This window comes from Serratia sp. Ae19-1, assembly GCF_059801225.1.
Genome location: NZ_JBCHWD010000006.1, coordinates 12,269 through 30,281 on the forward strand (window position 1 = coordinate 12,269; position 18,013 = coordinate 30,281).

An 18,013-nucleotide genomic window follows, 5' to 3' on the forward strand; every position below is an offset into this window, starting at 1 on the left:
CCGGCGCTCGGTGCGGCGCACGAAAGGGGGGCGTTCGTCGACGGCTTTCACTTTATTTGTTAGATCCGTGTCATGTTTTTGTTAATAAGCCATTCCAAAACGCATGTTTCGCTTGTTTGGGTTAAAAAGTTTCAATAATCTCAATTGTGAAATAAACATTTAAAAATGCGATGCCAGCGTCGCTTGCTGTGCCAGGGGTTTATTTCAATTAATTGTTTTTAATCTGTTTTGAGATATCGATCACCATTTTGTTCACGGCCTTAATGCGGCGATGACGCGGTAAATTCGCCGTATCAAAGGGATAATACCGACCGTATTGTTGTTTGAATGTAAAAAATATTTTTCATTAGCTGTCAACCAACAGACCTCTTCATTCTAACGATTAAAGGGTAACGAACATGAAGCTGAAGAAACTGATCGCCGCCTCGGTACTGATGTGCATGCTGCCGGCCAGCGTGTTGGCGAAAGACATCAAGATCGGCGTTTCCATGGCTTACTTCGATGACAACTTCCTCACCATTCTGCGCCAGTCGATGCAAAACAAAATGAAAGCCGACGGCAACGTCAGCGGTCAGTTCGAAGACGCCAAGGGCGACATCGCGCAGCAAATTCAACAAATCGAGAACTTCGTCAGCCAGGGCGTCGACGCCATCATCCTCAACCCGGTGGATACTCAGGGCGTCAAGCCGATGATCAAGCTGGCCGAGAAGGCCAAGATCCCACTGGTATTCGTCAACCGTAAGCCGGAAGTGGCGCTGCCGGCCGGCATGGCCTACGTCGGCTCCGACTCCAAGCTGGCCGGCAAGCTGCAGATGGAAGCGTTGGCCAAGCTGATGAACGGCAAGGGCAACGTGATGATCCTGATGGGCGAGCTGTCGAGTGAAGCCACGCGCGACCGCACCCGCGGCGTGGAAGAGGTGGCGGCCAATTACCCCGGCATCAAGATAATCGATAAGCAAACCGCCAAGTTCTTCCGCAAAGAGGCGGTGGACGTCACCACCGACTGGATTTTGTCCGGCCAGCAGATTGACGCCATCGCTGCCAACAACGACGAAATGGCCATCGGCGCTATTTTGGCGCTGAAGCAAGCCAAGAAATCCGGCGTGCTGGTGGCCGGCGTTGACGGCACGCCGGACGCGCTGGAGTTCATCAAGAAGGGCGATCTGGCGCTGAGCGTATTCCAGGACGCCAAGGGCCAGGGCGAAGGCGCGGTGCAGACCGCCATGCAACTGGTGAAAGGCGAGAAAGTGGAGAGCAACGTGCTGATCCCTTACCAGCTGATTACCCAGGCCAATTACCAGCAATTCGCCGATAAAAACAAGAAATAAGCCTTGAAGCCTGTCGCAGGCGCCGCCGGTGTGGGGCGCCTGCGGCGGAAAACGTGGGTCAGTGCGGAGGTAAGCGGTATGTACCCTTATGTTCTTGAGGCCGAAGGCATCAGCAAGCAGTTCCCCGGCGTCAAAGCGCTGGATAAGGTCTCGATTAAAATCAAACCCGGCAGCGTGCACGCGCTGATGGGGGAAAACGGCGCGGGCAAATCGACGCTGATGAAATGCCTGATTGGCATCTACCACCCGGACGAAGGCTCGATCAAAATCAAAGGCCGGCCGGTCACCTTCAGCGACACACTGCAGGCGCTGCATTCGGGCATTTCCATGATCCACCAGGAGCTGAACCTGGTGCCCTACATGACGGTGGCGGAAAACATCTGGCTGGGGCGCGAGCCGGCGCGGCTGGGGTTTGTCAACCACGAGCAGCTGAACGAGCAGACCCGCGAGCTGCTGGCGCGGCTGAACATCAAACTGCAGCCGGAAACGCTGGTGGGCGAGCTGAGCATCGCCAACCAGCAGATGGTGGAGATCGCTAAGGCGGTGTCCTACAACGCCGACGTGCTGATCATGGACGAACCGACCTCGGCGCTGACCGAAGGCGAAGTGGTGCACCTGTTCGCCATCATTCGCGAACTGCGCGAGCAGGGCAAAGGCATCATCTATATCAGCCACAAGATGGACGAGATCTTCGCCATCACCGATGAAGTGAGCATCTTCCGCGACGGTACCTTCATCGCCTGCGACAAGACCGAGAACCTGACCAAACAGTCGCTGATCGCCATGATGGTGGGGCGCGAACTGACGCAGATGTTCCCCAAATTCAACAACAACATCGGCGAGGAAGTGCTGCGGGTGGCGGGGCTGCGCCGCAGCGGCTGGTTTCATGACGTGTCGTTCAGCGTCAAGCGCGGCGAGATCCTCGGCGTCGCCGGGCTGGTGGGCGCCGGGCGCAGCGAAGTGATGGAAAGCCTGTTTGGCATGCACCCGGCGGACGGCGGTGAGATCTTTATCGAAGGCCAGGCGGTAAAGGTGGACTCCCCGGCCAAAGCGATCGAGAGCGGGCTGGCGTTCCTCACCGAAGACCGCAAGAAATCCGGCCTGTTTCTGGTGCTGTCGGTGGTCGAGAACATGAGCATCGTCAACCTGTCGGAATACATCGGCAAGAACGGTTTCGTCAGCCACGTGCAGATGGCCAAAGACTGCATGGCGCAGATCAAGAAGCTCAACATCAAAACGCCGACCATGGATCAGATCATCAATAACCTCAGCGGCGGCAACCAGCAAAAGGTGCTGATTGCGCGCTGGCTGCTGGCGCAGCCGAAAATCCTGATCCTCGACGAACCGACGCGCGGCATCGACGTGGGGGCGAAAGCGGAGATCTACCGCCTGATCAGCGAGCTGGCCAACCGCGGCGTCGCCATCATTCTGGTTTCCTCCGAACTGCCAGAGATCCTCGGCATGAGCGACCGGGTGATGGTGATGCACGGCGGCCGCATCACCGGCATTTTGGATAAAGACGACGCGGATCAGGAGAAGATCCTGGCGCTGGCCTCAGAATAACGAAGGGTGAACATCATGAGTAACGTAAAGATTGAGAAGCCGCTCTCCGCCGATTCAACGGGTAAGGGAACGCTGTTCTCCGGGCTGAGCGGCAAAATGCCGAAGGACACCGGCATCTTCATCGTGATGATCGGCATCGCGCTGATCTTCGAAATCCTCGGCTGGTACATGCGCGATCAGTCGTTCCTGCTGAACCCGAACCGCCTGCTGCTGATCGTGCTGCAGGTAGCGATCATCGGCATCATCGCGGTGGGCGTCACTCAGGTGATCATCACCACCGGCATCGATCTCTCCTCCGGCTCGCTGATTGCGTTGACCGCCGTGGTGGCGGCCAGCCTGGCGCAGACCTCGGACAGCATCTCGCCGATGTACCCAGGGCTGCTCGATCTGCCGGCGGCAATTCCGATCGGCGCGGGGATTGGGGTGGGCATTGTCTGCGGCTTTATCAACGGCTTCCTGATCACCCGCACCGGCATTCCTCCGTTCATCGCCACGCTGGGGATGATGGTGTCGGCGCGCGGCCTGGCGCAGTACTACACCAAGGGCAACCCGGTCAGCTTCCTGTCGGACGGCTTCACGTCAATCGGCCAGGGCGCGATGCCGGTGATCATTTTCCTGGTGATTGCGGTGATCTTCCATATCGCACTCAAGCACACCCGCTACGGCAAATACATCTACGCCATCGGCGGCAACATGACCTCGGCGCGGGTCTCCGGCATCAACGTCAACAAGTACCTGGTGACGGTTTACACCATCGCCGGTGGCCTGGCGGGGTTGGCGGGGGTGGTGCTGGCGGCGCGCGTCAGCAGCGGCCAGTCGAGCATGGGAATGTCTTATGAACTGGACGCCATCGCCGCAGCGGTGATCGGCGGCAGCAGCCTGATGGGCGGCGTCGGGCGCATCACCGGCACGCTGATCGGCGCGGTGATCCTTGGCCTTATCAAAAGTGGCTTCACCTTTATCGGCGTCGATTCTTACATTCAGGACATCATCAAAGGCGTGATTATCGTCGCCGCCGTGTCGATCGACATGCGTCGCAACCGCAAAAAACACTGATTGCCGTGAATTGCCGCCGGCGCCAGGTTGGCCGGCGGTCTTTTTTTACCGGGGGACGCATCATGAACTTTCTGAAAGGGCTATGGCTGGCGGTGGCGCTGTGTGCGTCAACCCCGGCATGGGCACAAACCATCGGCGTATCGATGGCCTATTTCGACCAGAACTTCCTCACCATTATCCGCCAGGCGATCGACAAGGAGGCCAAGGCGCGTGGCATCACCGCGCAGTTCGAGGATGCGCGCGGCGACGTCGGCCGCCAGACCGATCAGGTGCAGAGCTTTATCAGCGCCGGGGTGGACGCGATTATCGTCGATCCGGTCAACTCGGCCAGCACGCCGGTGATGACCAAAATGGCACAGGCCGCCGGCGTGCCGCTGGTGTACGTGAACCGCACGCCGGGCGACGCCAAACTGCCTCAGGGCGTGGTGTTCGTCGGCTCCGACGAGCGGGAGTCCGGCACGCTGCAGATGGAAGAACTGGCGCGGCTGGCCAACTATCAGGGCAACGTGGCGGTGATGATCGGCAACCTAACCGACGCCGGCGCGCTGCAGCGCACCAAAGACGTGGAGCAGGTGGTGGCCAAATACCCGAACATGAAGGTGGTGCAGAAGCAGAGCGCCAACTATTCACGCAGTGAGGGCATGGATTTGATGATGAACTGGCTGACCAACGGCGAAACGATCGACATCGTCGCCGCCAACAACGACGAGATGGCGATCGGCGCGATCATGGCGCTGCAGCAGGCGGGCAAGGCGGACAAGAAAGTGCTGATCGGCGGCATCGACGCCACGCCCGACGGCCTCAAGGCGCTGGCCTCCGGCAAGATGCAGGTCACGGTGTTCCAGGACGCGATCGGTCAGGGCAAAGCGTCGGTCGAGGTGGCGCAGCGCATGATCAACGGCGAAAAGCTTGAACCGTATTACTGGATCCCGTTCGAGCTGGTGACGCCGGCCAATCAGGAGAAATATGCGGCCAAACCCTGAGTTCGCCGTCGGATCCGCGTTGCCGTGGCGCTGCTTGCAGCGCCTTTTTTATTGCGCCAATTGCATGTCCGCTTGCGGCCAGCGCTGCGCCGGATGTTGCGTCACACTGAGGCTCTTCTACGGTGTGAGGATAAGAGATGAACGCATTGAACGGTAAGGTGGCGGTGATCGGCGGCGCCAGTTCGGGGATCGGACGGGCGGCGGCGCTGTTGTTCGCCCGGCAGGGGGCGGCGCTGGTGTTGGGCGCCCGGCGCGAGCCGCTGTTGGCCGAGCTGGTGGAGGACATTCGGCGCGAGGGGGGCCGGGCGTTGGCGGTAGCCGGTGACGTGCGCGACGAAGCCTTCGCCGAACGGCTGGCGGCGACAGCGGTCGGCGAGTTCGGCGGGCTGGATATCGCTTTTAACAACGCCGGCACCTTGGGGCCGCTGGGGCCTTCGTTGGCGCTCACCGCCTCAGAGTGGCGCGATGTGCTGGAAACCAACCTGTCCAGCGCTTACTACAGCGCCAAATATCAAATTCCCGCCATGCAGGCGCGCGGCGCGGGTTCGGTGATCTTCACCTCCACGTTCGTCGGCCACACCGCGGCGTTTCCCGGCACGGCGGCCTATGCGGCCAGCAAATCGGGGCTGATTGGCCTGACGCAGGCGCTGGCGGTGGAGTTCGGCGGGCGTGGCATTCGGGTGAACGCGCTGCTGCCGGGGGGCACCGATACCGCGATGGGGCGGCAGATGAGCGCTACTCCGGAGGCCTTGGCGCAGGTGGCCGATCTGCACGCGCTCAAGCGGCTGGCGATGCCGGAGGAGATCGCGCAGGCGGCGCTGTATCTGGCGTCTGACGCTTCTTCATTCGTCACCGGCACCGCGATGCTGGTGGACGGCGGGGTGTCCATCCAGCGCGGCTGAGGCCACGGGCGCCCGCGGCTTCAGCGGGCGTCAGAAAGCGGACAGGTGGCGGCGTACGATCTCGCGGCCGATCTCCAGCGAGGCGGTCGCCGCCGGGGAGGGGGCATTGCACACGTGCAGCGAGCGTTTTCCCTGTACGAAGTGGAAATCGTCCACCAGCTTGCCGTCGGCGGTCAACGCCTGGGCGCGCACCCCGGCCGGCCCAGGCCGGATATCCTGTTCCTGCAGCGCCGGGATCAGCCGGCGGGCGTTGTCGGCGAAACGGCGGCGCGACAGCGAACGGCGCATTTCCGCCAGCCCTTCGCCGAGGTAGTTGCCGGCGATTTTCCAAAAGCCGCGATAGCCCAGCACCTCGCTCAGATCGCGCAGGTTAAAGTCGCACTTGCGGTAGCCTTCGCGTTTGAAGGCCAGCACCGCATTGGGGCCGACGTCGCGCTTGCCGTTGTACATGCGGGTGAAATGCACGCCGAGGAACGGGAAGTCCGGGTTGGGCACCGGGTAGATAAGATGGTTGACCAGGTGGTTTTTCGCCTCGTCCAGCACATAGTATTCGCCACGGAACGGTACGATCTTCATGCCGATTTCGTAACCGGCCAGTTTGGCGATGCGATCGCTGAACAACCCCGCGCAGTTGACCAGCACCCGTCCTTCGAAGGTGTCGCCGGCGGCGGTGACGGTGACGCTGCCGGCGTGCTCGCGAATGGCCTCGACCTGATGGCCGTAAGCGATTTCGCCACCGCGCCGCACAATGATCTCCGCCAGCTTGGCGGCCACCTCCGCGTAGTTGACGATACCGGCGTCGGGCACCAGCAATGCCTCGAGGCCGTTAACGTGCGGTTCACGCTCCCGCAGCTGCGCCTGCGACAGCCGGGTGACCTGCAGGCCGTTCTGCAGGCCGCGCTGATAGATATTCTCCAGCCGCTCCAGCTCGTTCAACTGGGTGGCGACGATCACCTTGCCGCACTGGTCGTGATACAGGTCGTGTTCGCGGCAAAAGGCGAACATGCTGCGGTTGCCCTGTTTTGCCAACTGCGCTTTCAGGCTGCCGGGCGCGTAGTAAATGCCGGAGTGCACCACGTTGCTGTTGTGGCCGCTTTGGTGCGCCGCCGGGCCGCGCTCTTTTTCCAACACCAGAATGCGCCGCTGCGGATCCGCCTCCTGCAGCGCATTCACCACGCCAAGCCCCACCAGGCCGGCTCCGATCACGATCGCGTCGTACATCACGGCTTCTGCTCCTCGTTTTCCAGGCGGCGTAATTTGCCGCGCACGTTGTTCAAATGATTTTGCATGGCGGCGGTGGCCGCCGCCGCATCGCCGTCGCGAATGGCGATAAACACCCGTTCATGCTCGTCGATCACCCGCTGGCGCTCGGCCTGCCGCCCCCGATTTTTGCTGAGCGAGTACACCAGCACCCCCAGGTACAGCTCGTGCATGTTATCGAGGATTTGCACGAAAAACGGGTTATGTGAAGCCAGCATGATGGCGCGGTGAAACAGGTAGTCCTGCCGATAGCCGATCTGGCCGTCGTTCAGCGTGCAGTGACGAAAGGCGAGGTGCGCCTGTTCGATCGCCTGCAATTCCTGTTCGGTGCGGCGCTCGGCGGCCATGCGCGCCGCCTGCTGCTCCATGACTTCGCGCATTTCCAACAGTGCCTCCACCTCACGGCGGTCGGCGATTTCCATCACCAGCGGCTCGTATTTGCTCAGCAGCGAATGCTGTTCCACCCGATGGCCGCCGCCCTGGCGTGAGGAGATGATGCCGCTGACCTCCAGCACGCCGAGCGCCTCGCGCACCGGCACCCGGCTGACGCCGAACGCGTCCGCCAACACATTTTCCGACGGCAGCTTCTCGCCGACCGGAAAGGTGCCGTCGTTGATGCCGGCTTTCAGCTGCGCCAGTACTTGATGAGAGGCTTTCTGGCGCGTCACCTTGCGGATCATGACGCGCCCCCTGGCAGCGCGGCGCGCTGCTTATAGCGCAGCAGGTGCATGGCGGCGGCGGCGGCGATCAGGGCCGCGCCGCCCAGATCGGTCATCAGGCCCGGTTTGATCAGCAAAATCGCCGCCGTGGTAAACAGCACCCGCTCCAGCCAATGGGTTTTCATCAGCCAGAAATTGGCGCTGGCGATCGACAGCGCGTAGATCCCCACCAGCGCGCTGATCACCATATGCAGCACCGACAGCGGATTGAGATCGTCGCCCTGCATCAGCAGCATCGGGTTGTAGACCAGAATGAACGGAATGATAAAGCCCGGCAGCGCCAGGCGCACCGCATCCCACGAGGTTTGCATCGGATCGGCGCGGGCGATGCTGGCGGCGGTGTAGCTGGCCAGCGCCACCGGCGGCGTGATGTTGGACAGTGCGCCGAACCAGAACACGAAGAAGTGCGCCGCCAGCGGCAGCACGCCGGCCTTGATCAGGATCGGCGACACGGTGACCGCCACCACGATGTAGAGCGCGGTGGAGGGCAGCCCCATGCTGAGCACGATGCACACCAGCATCACCACCAGCAGGATCATCCACAGGGTGTTGTCGGTCATGGCGACGATGTTGAACGCCAGCGTCGAGCCGATGCCGGTCATGGTCACCACGCAGATGATCACGCCGATGGCGGCGCAGGCGATGGTGACCTGAATCGAGCCGCGCGCTGCGTCGTTCAGGGCCAGTGCGATTTTTTTCGGCGTCATGCGTACCGAGCTGTCGGGGGTGAGCCAGCTGGCGACGATGATCGAAATGATGCCGAGAAAGCCGGCGTAGATCGGCGTTTTGCCCAGCAGCAGCGTGCCAATGACGATGACGAGCGGCAGCAGCAACAGCCCGCGCGCCTTCAGCACTGCGCGCACCTGGGGAATGTTCTCTTTGCTGATGCCCTTCAGGCCCTGTTTCTTGGCTTCCAGATCGATGGCCATGATCAGCGCGGCGTAATAGAGCAGCGCCGGCACGATGGCGGCGATGACGATGGTGGTGTATGAGATGCCGAGGAAGCCGGCCATGATAAATGCCGCCGCGCCCATGATGGGGGGCATGATCATGCCGCCGGTGGAAGCGGTGGCCTCAACGGCGCCGGCGAAGCGAGGCGACAAGCCGATGCTTTTCATCAGCGGAATGGTGAAGGTGCCGGTGGTGGCGACGTTGGCCACCGCGCTGCCGCTCAACGAGCCGGTGAGCGCCGACGAGATCACCGCCACCTGGGCCGGGCCGCCGCGGCGGCGTCCGGCGGCGGCCAGCGCCAGATCGTTGAACAGCGCGGTCGCGCCGCTGACGCTGAGAAAGGCGCCGAACAGAATAAACACCACGATGGCGGTGGAGGCGGTGGACAGGGTGATGCCGAAAATCCCTTCGCTGGTCATAAACAGCCGGTACAGCAGGCGCTCCACCGAGAAACCGCCGTGGCCGAAAATGCCCATGAAATACTGGCCGAACAGCGCATAAACGATGGCGAAGGTCGCCAGGCCGGGAATGAAATAGCCGGTGGTGCGGCGCGCGGCTTCGAACAGGACGCCGATGCCGATCGCCGCCATGACGTAATCGGTGGTGTTGGGAATGCTCTTGCGTACCACGTGCAGATCGACATAGTTAACGTAGAAATAGCCGTAGCTGACCAGCGTCAGGATGATGAACAGATAGTCCCAACGGTTGAAGCTGCGGGTGGCGTGGCGAGCTGAAAACGGGAACAGGATAAAGCCCAGGATCAGAATGCCGCTCAGGAAGGTGGTGTTGCGATAGAACTCTTGGGTGTTGGACAGCGCGTTGGCGTAGATGGCGTAGGCGGAAATGGCGATCGCCAGGACGGTCGCCAACTGCAGATAGACGCCGCTCAGCGGCCGGCTGCCGGCGCCGGCTTCCTTGTCCAGATCGACGGCGGGCTGCGGTGAAGAAGAGTGAGTGCTCATACGTCCTCCTGGATTATGGGTTGGCGGCCAGCGCGGTGGCTTCCGGCGGGATCAGATAATCGGGTATCTCGACGCCGGCTTCGCGGTAGTAGCGATAGGCACCGAGGTGCAGCGGCACCGAAACGCCTTTCAGCGCGTTTTCCAGCGAGATGTATTTGGCCGAGCTGTGCACCTGGTGCACTTCCGGCAGGTTCTCGAACATCGTTTTGGTCAGGTCGTATACCCGCTTTTCGTCGAGCCGGCTGAGGGCCACCAGAATGTTGGGCTGCGCGATGGTGGCGACCGCCTTGGGCTGGCGCGGGTAGGTATCCGCTTTGATGTCGAACCGAAACCAGGAGTTGGCGATGGCGTTGATGCTGGCCAGCTGCTCGTCGGTGACTTCCAGGATGCGCGCCGGCACGCCGCTGGCGTACATGTCGGTGACGGCTGCCGCCGGCACCCCTGCGGGCAGGGCGCCGCCGTCCAGGCGCCCGTCGCGCATCGCGGACACCGTATCGCCATAGCCGAGGTATTCCGCCGACAGCGATTTTTTGCTCAGCTTGACGCCCTGCAGGATGATCATCGTCGACTGCTCGGTGCCGCTGGCCTGCGGCCCGACGGAAAAGCGCGTGCCGGTGATATCGTTCAGCGTGCCGTCTTTCACCCGGCTTTCCAGCATCACGAAGTGTTCGACGTTGGGCCACAGCATGGAGATGGATCGCAGCTCGCGGTCGGCGCGGCCGTTGAAGTTGCGCACGCCCTGATAGGCTTCAACGGCGATCAGGCTCTGTAGAATCGCCAGCTGCGCTTCGTCTTTTTGCAGCAGGTCGATATTCTCGATCGAACCGGCGGAGGACTGACCGGTCACCTGGATCCCCTGATGCTTCAGCCGGTTGCTCCAGACGTTGGCCAGCCCGACGCCCATCGGGTAGTAGGTGCCGCCGGTGGAGGCGGTGGCGACGGAGAGGAAGGTTTTGTCGGCGTTTTCCGCTTTACCGGCGATGGCCAGCAACGCGGCGCCGACCACGGCGCAGGTAACAAGCAACGTTTTGATTTTTCTATTTTTCATTATTTTCCCCAGCGGTTTTTTGAAACAAATAGAAAACATTTACGCAAACTTGTATACAACATGGCAGCTTTATTCACCTAAAGCGCAGTGTTTGATTTGTGATCTGGGTGGGTGAAAAGTGAACGGCGCGGTGGGGAGGGGGAATGCAAAACCCGTGGCCTGGCGCCACGGGCATACGGGAGAGCGTTACCAGCCTTTGACGGCGTCGCCTTTGTAGATTTCGGCGGCGCTGGCCGCCACTTCGTCGGTCTGATAGGCCTTGACCAGATCTTTCACTTTCTCGCTGTCTTTGTTGTCGATGCGGCTGGCGAAGATGTTGACGTACGGGGAGTTTTTGTCTTCGACAAACAGCCCGTCCTTGGCCGGCGACAGGCCAATCTGGCTGGAGTAGTTGGTGTTGATGATCGCCAGCGTTACCTTCTGATCGTCCAGCGCGCGCGGCAGCTGCGGTGCTTCAATCTCGACGATCTTCAGCTTTTTCGGGTTGCTGACGATATCCAGCGCGGTCGGCAGCAGGCCGACGCCGTCTTTCAGGGTAATCAGCCCCTGTTTTTGCAACAGCAACAGCGAGCGGCCCAGGTTGGTCGGATCGTTCGGCACCGCCACCTGCGCGCCGTCCGGCAGCTGACTGAGCGCGGTGATCTTCTTCGAGTAGCCGGCGATCGGGTAGACGAAGGTGTTGCCCACCGCCGCCAACTTGTAGCCGCGCTCCTGCATCTGCTTGTCCAGATACGGCTTGTGCTGGAAGGCGTTAACGTCCAGATCGCCGTTGTTCAGCGCTTCGTTCGGCAGCACGTAGTCGTTGAAGGTCACCACCTCCACGTCCAGATCGTATTTCTGCTTGGCAACCTTTTGCACCACCGCCCACAGCGACTGATCGATACCGGCGCTGATGCCGACCTTGATGTGGTGATCGTCCTGCGCGGTGGGGCCGCAGGCGGTCAGCAGCAGCGTGCCGGCGGCGGCCAGCGCAAGGGTGAGGTTTTTCAGCGTAAATGTCATTTTCCCAGGGTCCTTGTCAACATTGCCTGCTAATTTTGGCGGGCAGAATAGTGGCAGTGACTGTAGGTAATCGCTGGGCTAAAACAAAATACTGATTCACTATGACTCATAGCGATTAGCTATGAGCGGCCGCCGCTCCGCGCGGTGCGGATTGTTTTGACGGCGAATCGGCGGGCTTATTATGATAGCCGTTGGCCCACAAGGGGCAGACTGGGTACTGAAACGAAGGAAAAGACAATGCGATTGAACACTTGGAGCAAGGCGCTGCTGCCGCTGGTGGTGTTGGCCTGCGTCTCGGCGACTCAGGTTCGGGCGGCGGAGAGCGATACCGGGCCGATCCCCAAACAGCTGCTGGGCAACTGGCGCGTCAGCAAGATCGTGCCGACCCAAACCACCGGCTGCTGGGATCAGCAGCAGGCGCAGAGCCTGATCGGCGGCAAAATCAGTTATAAAGCGGACGCCTTCAGCTGGAACGGCACGGTGCTGAAAAGCGAAGGGGCCACGGTCAGCACCGTAGAAGCGCAGGAGTTCGTCGAGGACAACGCCGGCAGCAGCTCCTACATCGATTTCCCGATGCTGGGCATCAGTACGCCGTCGGTCGAGCGCGTGGCCATTCAGCACGCGGATACCTCCATTAAAGGCATCACCGATCAGGGTAGCGACGGGGTGCCCGGCGATAACGTGCTGGTGAAAGACGCCAACACGCTGATCCTGTCGCTGTGCAACGTCTGGTTTGAGGCGCAGCGCGAGAAGTAATTTCTGCTTTCAGCCCCGGCGACGGGGCTTTCCCACCGCATCGCCACCCGCCCGGCGCGCCATTTCTGAACTAAAATTAACCATAACGATATGACCCCGGCGTGATATCGGAGCCTCGTCTCTACCGAGTCCATGACAGGAGGCGTTATGTGTTACAGACATATTGTCATCGCCACCGATCTGAGCGATGACGGCAAACGGCTGGTCGAAAAGGGAGCGCTGCTGGCGGAGGCGCTGCAGGCCAAACTCTCGCTGATCTATGTGGACGTCCACTACGACACCTACCACGCGGCGATCGGCTTTTCGGAGCGCAGCTATGACGGCGTGCCGTTCGAAGAGAAGATCCGCAAAGAGCTGGAGCCCACCACGCAAAACGTCAATTACCCGATCGCGGAAGTGATTATCGGGCGCGGCGGCTTTGTTGACGAACTGCGTACGGCAGTCGTGGATAAGAACATCGATCTGCTGGTGTTCGGCCATCACCACGATCTGTGGAGCAACCTGTTTTCTTCCACCCGCAATGCTATCAACCAGCTGAATATCGACGTGCTGGTGATCCCGATCCGTTCATAAACGCGGGCCACCGCCGGGCAACGATGGCGGTGGCCGCTGCGGCTTATTGCGTGAAAAAGTCGTTATACAGCATGTACAGGTGCGCCGCGCTCCAGGAGAAGTTTGGCGCGCCTTGCTGCTTGCCGGTGAGCGGATTGTAGTTCTCGCGGATCGGCCCGTCGGCGACCAGGCCGTCGGCGTGGCGGAAGAAGGCCTGCGCCATCGCCACCGCATCGTCGCGATAGCCGTAGCGCTCCATGCCCTTGAGGCCGAAATACAGCTGATCGACCCACACGCGGCCGCGCCAGTAGATGTCCGCGCCGAACGCCGGATTGGTCAGCGCCGCGGTGCCGAGCGGCACGTAGGTATTGAACTCACGCGGATCCTTCATCACCCTGACCACCGCATCGGCGTGCGGCTGGCTGGCGGCACCGTTGAACAGCGGCGACCAGCCTTCCGGCCCTTTGCCGCGTTCGACGATCGGTTTGCCGGCGCAGCCGTTGGCCAACGGCCGGCTTTCGATGCGAATGTCGTAGAAGAAACCGCTCTGCTTATCGAACATGCAGGTGTTGATATAGGCCGCCAGCTTATCGGCTTTGGCGCGGAAGGCCTCGGCCTCGGCGCCATGGCCCAGAATATCGGCCATCTCCGCCAGGTAGCGGTTGTCGCTGTACATATAGCTGGCCTGATCCACCGATTCCTGCAGTAGCGAGTAGCCGAGCAGCGTGCCGTCCGGCGCGCGGTTTTCGGCGAATTTCACCTGCCAGTCTTCGCGTTTGCCGCCCTGTGCCACGTAGCGCGCCAATTGATCCGGATCGATAAAGCCGAATACTGCCGCATCGTCGCGGCCCGACTCCCAGGAGGCGGCGGTTTGCGCCGGGATCGCGATGCTGTCGTAATGCCCCTCGTGCACGATGCGATCGTAGTTGTCGAGGCCGGCCAGCGTTTGCTCACGTTGCCCGCGTTTGACGGTAAACAGCATGCGCCCGTCGGGAGTATTGTGCGCTTTGTCGCGGGTGGCGCCGTACTCCGGCACGCCGTTGCCGTTGTGATCGCGGTTGCGCAGCCACCAGTCATGGTAAGCCACCAGCTTCGGGTACATCTCCGCCAGCCAGCCCTTATCGCCGGTGACGCGATACACCTCCATCACCGCCCAGGCCGCCAGGCTCGGCTTGGTGTTGCGTTCGTTCCAGTTGCCGCCGTCGCCGCCGCGCTCCGGGCTGGGGTTGTAGGCGATAAGGTCGGGCAGGAAACCGGCGTCCCACGGCCGCAAAGCGTCGCCCGGCCGAATCTGGAAGGCGAACACCGCGCGAATGTTGTCCTTGGCCACGTCCGGGTTGAAGTGCGCCATGGCGTAGGCCTGTTTCCAGGTGTCCCACGGCCAGGTTTGGTTGCCGGAGAACCAGCGCCCGGTGACCGACGGGGTGACCGAGTCGAACTTCATCGCCCCGGCGGCGCCGCGCCAGTTGCCGTTCAGCGTTTCTATCGCTTTGACCGCCACGCGGGTTTGTTCCGCCGTGGCGTGCGGGTTGCGGAGCCCGGCGGCGAGATAGCGTTGCCAACGCTGGGCCGACGCGGCCATATAGCGCTGCGGGTGAGCGAGGATGTCGGCGATAGCGTGCTGTTCGCGCTGCGCCTCGTCGGCGGTGAGCAGATGCGAATAGGTGGTGTACAGCGTGGTGGTGCCGGCGATGCGCGCCGTGGCGCGGAAGCGGTGGCCGTCGACCGTGGTGCGCTGCGGCAGCGATTTATGGATCTGATACTCGGACTGGCCGGAAGTCATCAGCTGCGACGGCGCACGCACCTTGCCGAAGGTGACGCGCAGGCCGTCCGCCGTCGGCACAATGCGGCGCTTGTAGTCCGGAAACGCCTGTTCAATGGTCGCCGGCGGCTGCGGTTTTTGCTCTTTGGCCGCGTAGCGCTCCAGCAATTCGCCGTCCCACACCAGCTCCAGCGGTGTATCGGTGATAATTTGCGTCTCCAGCAGCGAGGTGCGCGCACTGGCGAAGCGCAGCGTCAGGTTGACGGTCACCCCCGGCGCGTTGAGCCGTTGCACCAGGGCGCCGGGCAGGCTGTAGGCCGTCATGGTGAAAGACACCGGCTTGCCGTTGCGATATACGCTGAGCCGATCGAAATTGTTGGCCATAAAGTTGATGTATTCTTCGGTCAGCAGTGCCGGGCCGGGGAAGCCGCCCATGCCTTCCGGACCGCTCGGCAACAGGTGGCCGTGCCAGGCGCCGAGATCGAAGAACGGGTTGAAGCGTTGATGATCGTCGAAGTCATAGTCGAGCATAAAATGCGGCGCGCCGTGGCGATCGATAACGTTTGGGTAGCGTTCGGCCAGCGGGGCGTCGGGCGTTTTCGGCGCGCAGCCCGCCAGCGTCAACGCGAGGGTGAGGGCGGTGGCCAGCGGCGTCAGGGGAGTCATGTTCATCGTAGGGGCCTCAACGGTTACCAATAGAAATATTGCATCAGAAACACCGAGTTGCTGGCGCCGGTGCTGTCGTTGCGCATAAAGAATTTGCTGTCCAGCGCGGTGGCCAGCTTACCGCCGGCATATTCGTACCAGACGCCGAACTGGGCGTAGGAGGTGGCGGTATCTGCCGCGTGATCAAACCGGTGGCGGGCGTAGCTGTAGGCGGTGGAGAGGTACAGCCCTTTGGCGGTTTCCGTCATCGCGCTGAGCATCAGGCCCGACTCGCTGCCGGTGTGGCCGCCGCTGTCGCCTTTGCCGGTGTGGTGCCAGACGCGGCCGGCCAGGTGTTTGCCGCGCAGCCCCAGCAGAAACAGCTGCCCCAGGCCGTCGGTCACTTCCAGGCCGTTCAGCAGCGTCAGATTGTCCTGCAGATCGTACTGGGTGTAGCCGTTGATCATCGCCCGGTAGGTGTATTTGTCGGAGTAGCGGTCGTATTTGCCGAAGTGCAGCAGCGCCTTGCTCTCGTCGATGCGGCTTTCCGGCGCCGCCGTCACGCTGTAGCGAAAGCGCCCGGTCAGGTTTTGCAGCTTGGCGGCGTAGCTGAGATCGCGGGTGTTGGGGATCACGTAGCCGTACTCCGGCGTGAAGTCGCCCCACCATTGCAGATCGTCGAGCGACGAGTCGTTGCGTACGCTAAGCATCATCTCGGTGCCGTCATCGGTACGGTAACCGCCGTAGAAACGGTTCAGGCCACCCTCGAAGCCGCCCCAGCTGTGGCCGGGCGTCCAGGCGTGTCCCTGGCTGTCGGCCTGGACGGTCCAGCCCTCGCCGTAAATCAGGCCGAACCAGTGGCCCTGTTTGATCTCGAGGCCGCCTTCGATGTAGGTGCCGTCGCTGTATTTATGCTGATGTTCGCCGTTCAAATAGACGCTGCCGCCGATGCCGAGCTCGCCGTAAAAGCGCAGGGCGGTCGCGGCGCTATCGGACAACGGCGGCGGCGGCAGCTGATTGCGCTCCGCCGGGGTAACGGGGTCCTGCGCCGCCCAGACCGGCGCGCTGAGTATCAGTAATAAGGGCAACAGGGCGTGATGATTTATTGATGTCATGGGGCATGTGCCTGGTGTTGGATGGATCGGCGCGTCAGTCGAACGGCGGCTCACGCAAGGTCGCTCCCGGCTCCCTGGGAGAAGAGATAAAGTCCGCCCGATCGCGAGCGGTAAACGGCAGGTATATTAGTAAAATATTTAGTAAAAAATACGCTTTAATCAGTAAATCGTTAACTTGATCACAACGGGTGAAATGGGTATCTTTCGATGCAGGCGCCCGGCAACGATTTGCATGAGCGAGCGCCGGCCCGGTCTGGGAAGAGAGGGGGCGGGCGGCGCTGTACGTCGCGCCGCTATCCGATTAAGCTACCGTTTTTCGTCTGTGCATTGGGACTCTATGGCCACACTGAAGGAAATTGCTGAAGCCGCTAATGTGTCCGTCGCCACCGTTTCGCGCGTGTTGAATGACGACCCCACCCTGAGCGTGAAGGCGCAAACGCGCCAGAAGATCCTGGAAGCGGCGGAGCGCCTCGAATACAAGGTGGCACCCTCCAAACGGCAAAGCGGGCATCGCCTGCATTTTGCTGCGCTGTTCACCTATACGCAGGGCGTGGAGATCAACGATCCCTATTACCTGGCGATGCGCTACGGTATCGAAACGCAGTGTGAAAAACTGGGCGTGACGCTGAGCGCCGGTTACGACTTTACCGGCGACAAGGCGCTGCCGGCGGCCGACGGCCTGCTGGTGATCGGCCGGCCACAGCCCGCGCTGTATGAGCAGCTTAAGCTGCAGGACGCGCCGGTGGTGTTTATCGACGGCGTGGTGGACGACGAGCGTTTCGACTGCGTCAATGTCGACCTGTACAAGATCAGCCGCAAGGTGATCGATTACTTTATCGGCCGCGGCTATCAGCGCATCGGCTTTATCGGCGGGCGCGACCATCCGGCGGGCATCGACCAGCGCGAACAGGCGTTCGTCGAGTATGGCCGGCAGCAAAACGTGGTGCGGCCGCAGGATATTTACCACGGCGATTTCAGCAGCCAGTCGGGCTACCAGTGCGCCAAAGCGATGTTGCAAAGCCAGAATGGCTATCCGCCGGCGCTGCTGGTGGCGACCGATTCGATCGCCATCGGCGTGCTGCGCGCGCTGCACGAACACGGCGTCCAGGTGCCGGGGCAGATTGCGCTGATCAGCGTCAACGACATTCCCACCGCCCGCTTTATTTTCCCCGCCTTGTCCACGGTGCGCATCCCTTCGGAAACCATGGGCGCACAGGCCGTCAACCTGCTGGTGGAGCGGCTGCGCGATGAACGCGCCGTCCCGCTGTCGATCTTCGTTCCCAGCTCGCTGCAGCTGCGCGACACCACCGTCGCCTGACCGGCCCCCGCCTCGGCGGGGGGCGTTGGCGCTCAAAATTAACGTCATGATAAAAAAAGGCATTTGAGATTTATTGTGATCCTGTCGTCAT

Annotated in this window: 15 protein-coding genes; 8 read left to right on the top strand and 7 right to left on the bottom strand. The window is 61.6% G+C overall.

All coding sequences use genetic code 11. From position 1 onward, the window contains the following. Positions 1 to 398 precede the first annotated feature (398 nt). The 5 genes from AAIE04_RS17380 (at position 399) to AAIE04_RS17400 (ending at position 5,832) form a co-directional block, all read left to right on the top strand. Positions 399 to 1,328 carry a sugar ABC transporter substrate-binding protein gene (locus AAIE04_RS17380; RefSeq protein ID WP_019454743.1) on the top strand — a complete coding sequence of 310 codons (930 nt, stop codon included), beginning with the start codon at positions 399 to 401 and terminating at the stop codon, positions 1,326 to 1,328. A gap of 78 nt (positions 1,329 to 1,406) precedes the next feature. Further along, complete coding sequence (locus tag AAIE04_RS17385; protein ID WP_019454744.1) at positions 1,407 to 2,891, top strand: sugar ABC transporter ATP-binding protein; 1,485 nt, start codon at positions 1,407 to 1,409, stop codon at positions 2,889 to 2,891. 15 nt (positions 2,892 to 2,906) lie between these two features. Next, positions 2,907 to 3,947, top strand: coding sequence for an ABC transporter permease (locus tag AAIE04_RS17390; protein ID WP_025160279.1), 1,041 nt, complete (start codon positions 2,907 to 2,909; stop codon positions 3,945 to 3,947). Positions 3,948 to 4,009: 62 nt separating this feature from the next. After that, positions 4,010 to 4,930, top strand: a complete 921-nt coding sequence (locus AAIE04_RS17395) for a sugar ABC transporter substrate-binding protein (RefSeq protein ID WP_498577415.1) — start codon at positions 4,010 to 4,012, stop codon at positions 4,928 to 4,930. A 137-nt stretch (positions 4,931 to 5,067) separates the two neighbouring features. After that, positions 5,068 to 5,832 carry an SDR family oxidoreductase gene (locus AAIE04_RS17400; RefSeq protein ID WP_498577416.1) on the top strand — a complete coding sequence of 255 codons (765 nt, stop codon included), beginning with the start codon at positions 5,068 to 5,070 and terminating at the stop codon, positions 5,830 to 5,832. Positions 5,833 to 5,862: 30 nt separating this feature from the next. Here the strand turns inward: AAIE04_RS17400 and lhgD are convergent, their stop codons facing one another. From lhgD to metQ, 5 genes are all read right to left on the bottom strand, one after another. Beyond that, on the bottom strand, positions 5,863 to 7,053 hold the full coding sequence (lhgD, locus tag AAIE04_RS17405; protein WP_498577524.1) for an L-2-hydroxyglutarate dehydrogenase: 1,191 nt from the start codon (positions 7,051 to 7,053) through the stop codon (positions 5,863 to 5,865). Continuing rightward, positions 7,053 to 7,772 carry a FadR/GntR family transcriptional regulator gene (locus AAIE04_RS17410; RefSeq protein ID WP_198636536.1) on the bottom strand — a complete coding sequence of 240 codons (720 nt, stop codon included), beginning with the start codon at positions 7,770 to 7,772 and terminating at the stop codon, positions 7,053 to 7,055. The genes lhgD and AAIE04_RS17410 overlap by 1 nt, the downstream gene beginning before the upstream one ends. Then, entirely contained in the window at positions 7,769 to 9,724 is a 1,956-nt protein-coding gene (locus AAIE04_RS17415; RefSeq protein ID WP_498577417.1) for a TRAP transporter permease, read from the bottom strand. Before AAIE04_RS17415 ends, AAIE04_RS17410 begins: the two co-directional genes overlap by 4 nt. A gap of 13 nt (positions 9,725 to 9,737) precedes the next feature. Continuing rightward, the gene (locus AAIE04_RS17420) at positions 9,738 to 10,772 is read right to left on the bottom strand and encodes a TAXI family TRAP transporter solute-binding subunit (protein WP_498056976.1); all 1,035 of its coding nucleotides are present in this window, start codon (positions 10,770 to 10,772) and stop codon (positions 9,738 to 9,740) included. A gap of 186 nt (positions 10,773 to 10,958) precedes the next feature. Further along, positions 10,959 to 11,774: a methionine ABC transporter substrate-binding lipoprotein MetQ gene (gene metQ, locus AAIE04_RS17425; protein ID WP_019454748.1), complete on the bottom strand. Its 816-nt coding sequence runs from the start codon at positions 11,772 to 11,774 to the stop codon at positions 10,959 to 10,961. A 237-nt stretch (positions 11,775 to 12,011) separates the two neighbouring features. Here metQ and AAIE04_RS17430 point away from each other — a divergent pair, with 237 nt between their 5' ends. Then, entirely contained in the window at positions 12,012 to 12,530 is a 519-nt protein-coding gene (locus AAIE04_RS17430; protein WP_498577418.1) for a hypothetical protein, read from the top strand. 147 nt (positions 12,531 to 12,677) lie between these two features. Beyond that, positions 12,678 to 13,103, top strand: a complete 426-nt coding sequence (locus tag AAIE04_RS17435; RefSeq protein WP_019454750.1) for a universal stress protein — start codon at positions 12,678 to 12,680, stop codon at positions 13,101 to 13,103. A gap of 43 nt (positions 13,104 to 13,146) precedes the next feature. Here the strand turns inward: AAIE04_RS17435 and ygjK are convergent, their stop codons facing one another. Then, positions 13,147 to 15,516, bottom strand: a complete 2,370-nt coding sequence (gene ygjK, locus AAIE04_RS17440) for an alpha-glucosidase (RefSeq protein WP_498577419.1) — start codon at positions 15,514 to 15,516, stop codon at positions 13,147 to 13,149. A 17-nt stretch (positions 15,517 to 15,533) separates the two neighbouring features. Next, positions 15,534 to 16,604, bottom strand: coding sequence for a protein YgjJ (gene ygjJ, locus AAIE04_RS17445; RefSeq protein ID WP_432525292.1), 1,071 nt, complete (start codon positions 16,602 to 16,604; stop codon positions 15,534 to 15,536). A gap of 337 nt (positions 16,605 to 16,941) precedes the next feature. Here ygjJ and ebgR point away from each other — a divergent pair, with 337 nt between their 5' ends. After that, complete coding sequence (gene ebgR / locus AAIE04_RS17450; RefSeq protein WP_074054476.1) at positions 16,942 to 17,922, top strand: transcriptional regulator EbgR; 981 nt, start codon at positions 16,942 to 16,944, stop codon at positions 17,920 to 17,922. The last annotated feature ends 91 nt before the right edge of the window (positions 17,923 to 18,013 follow it).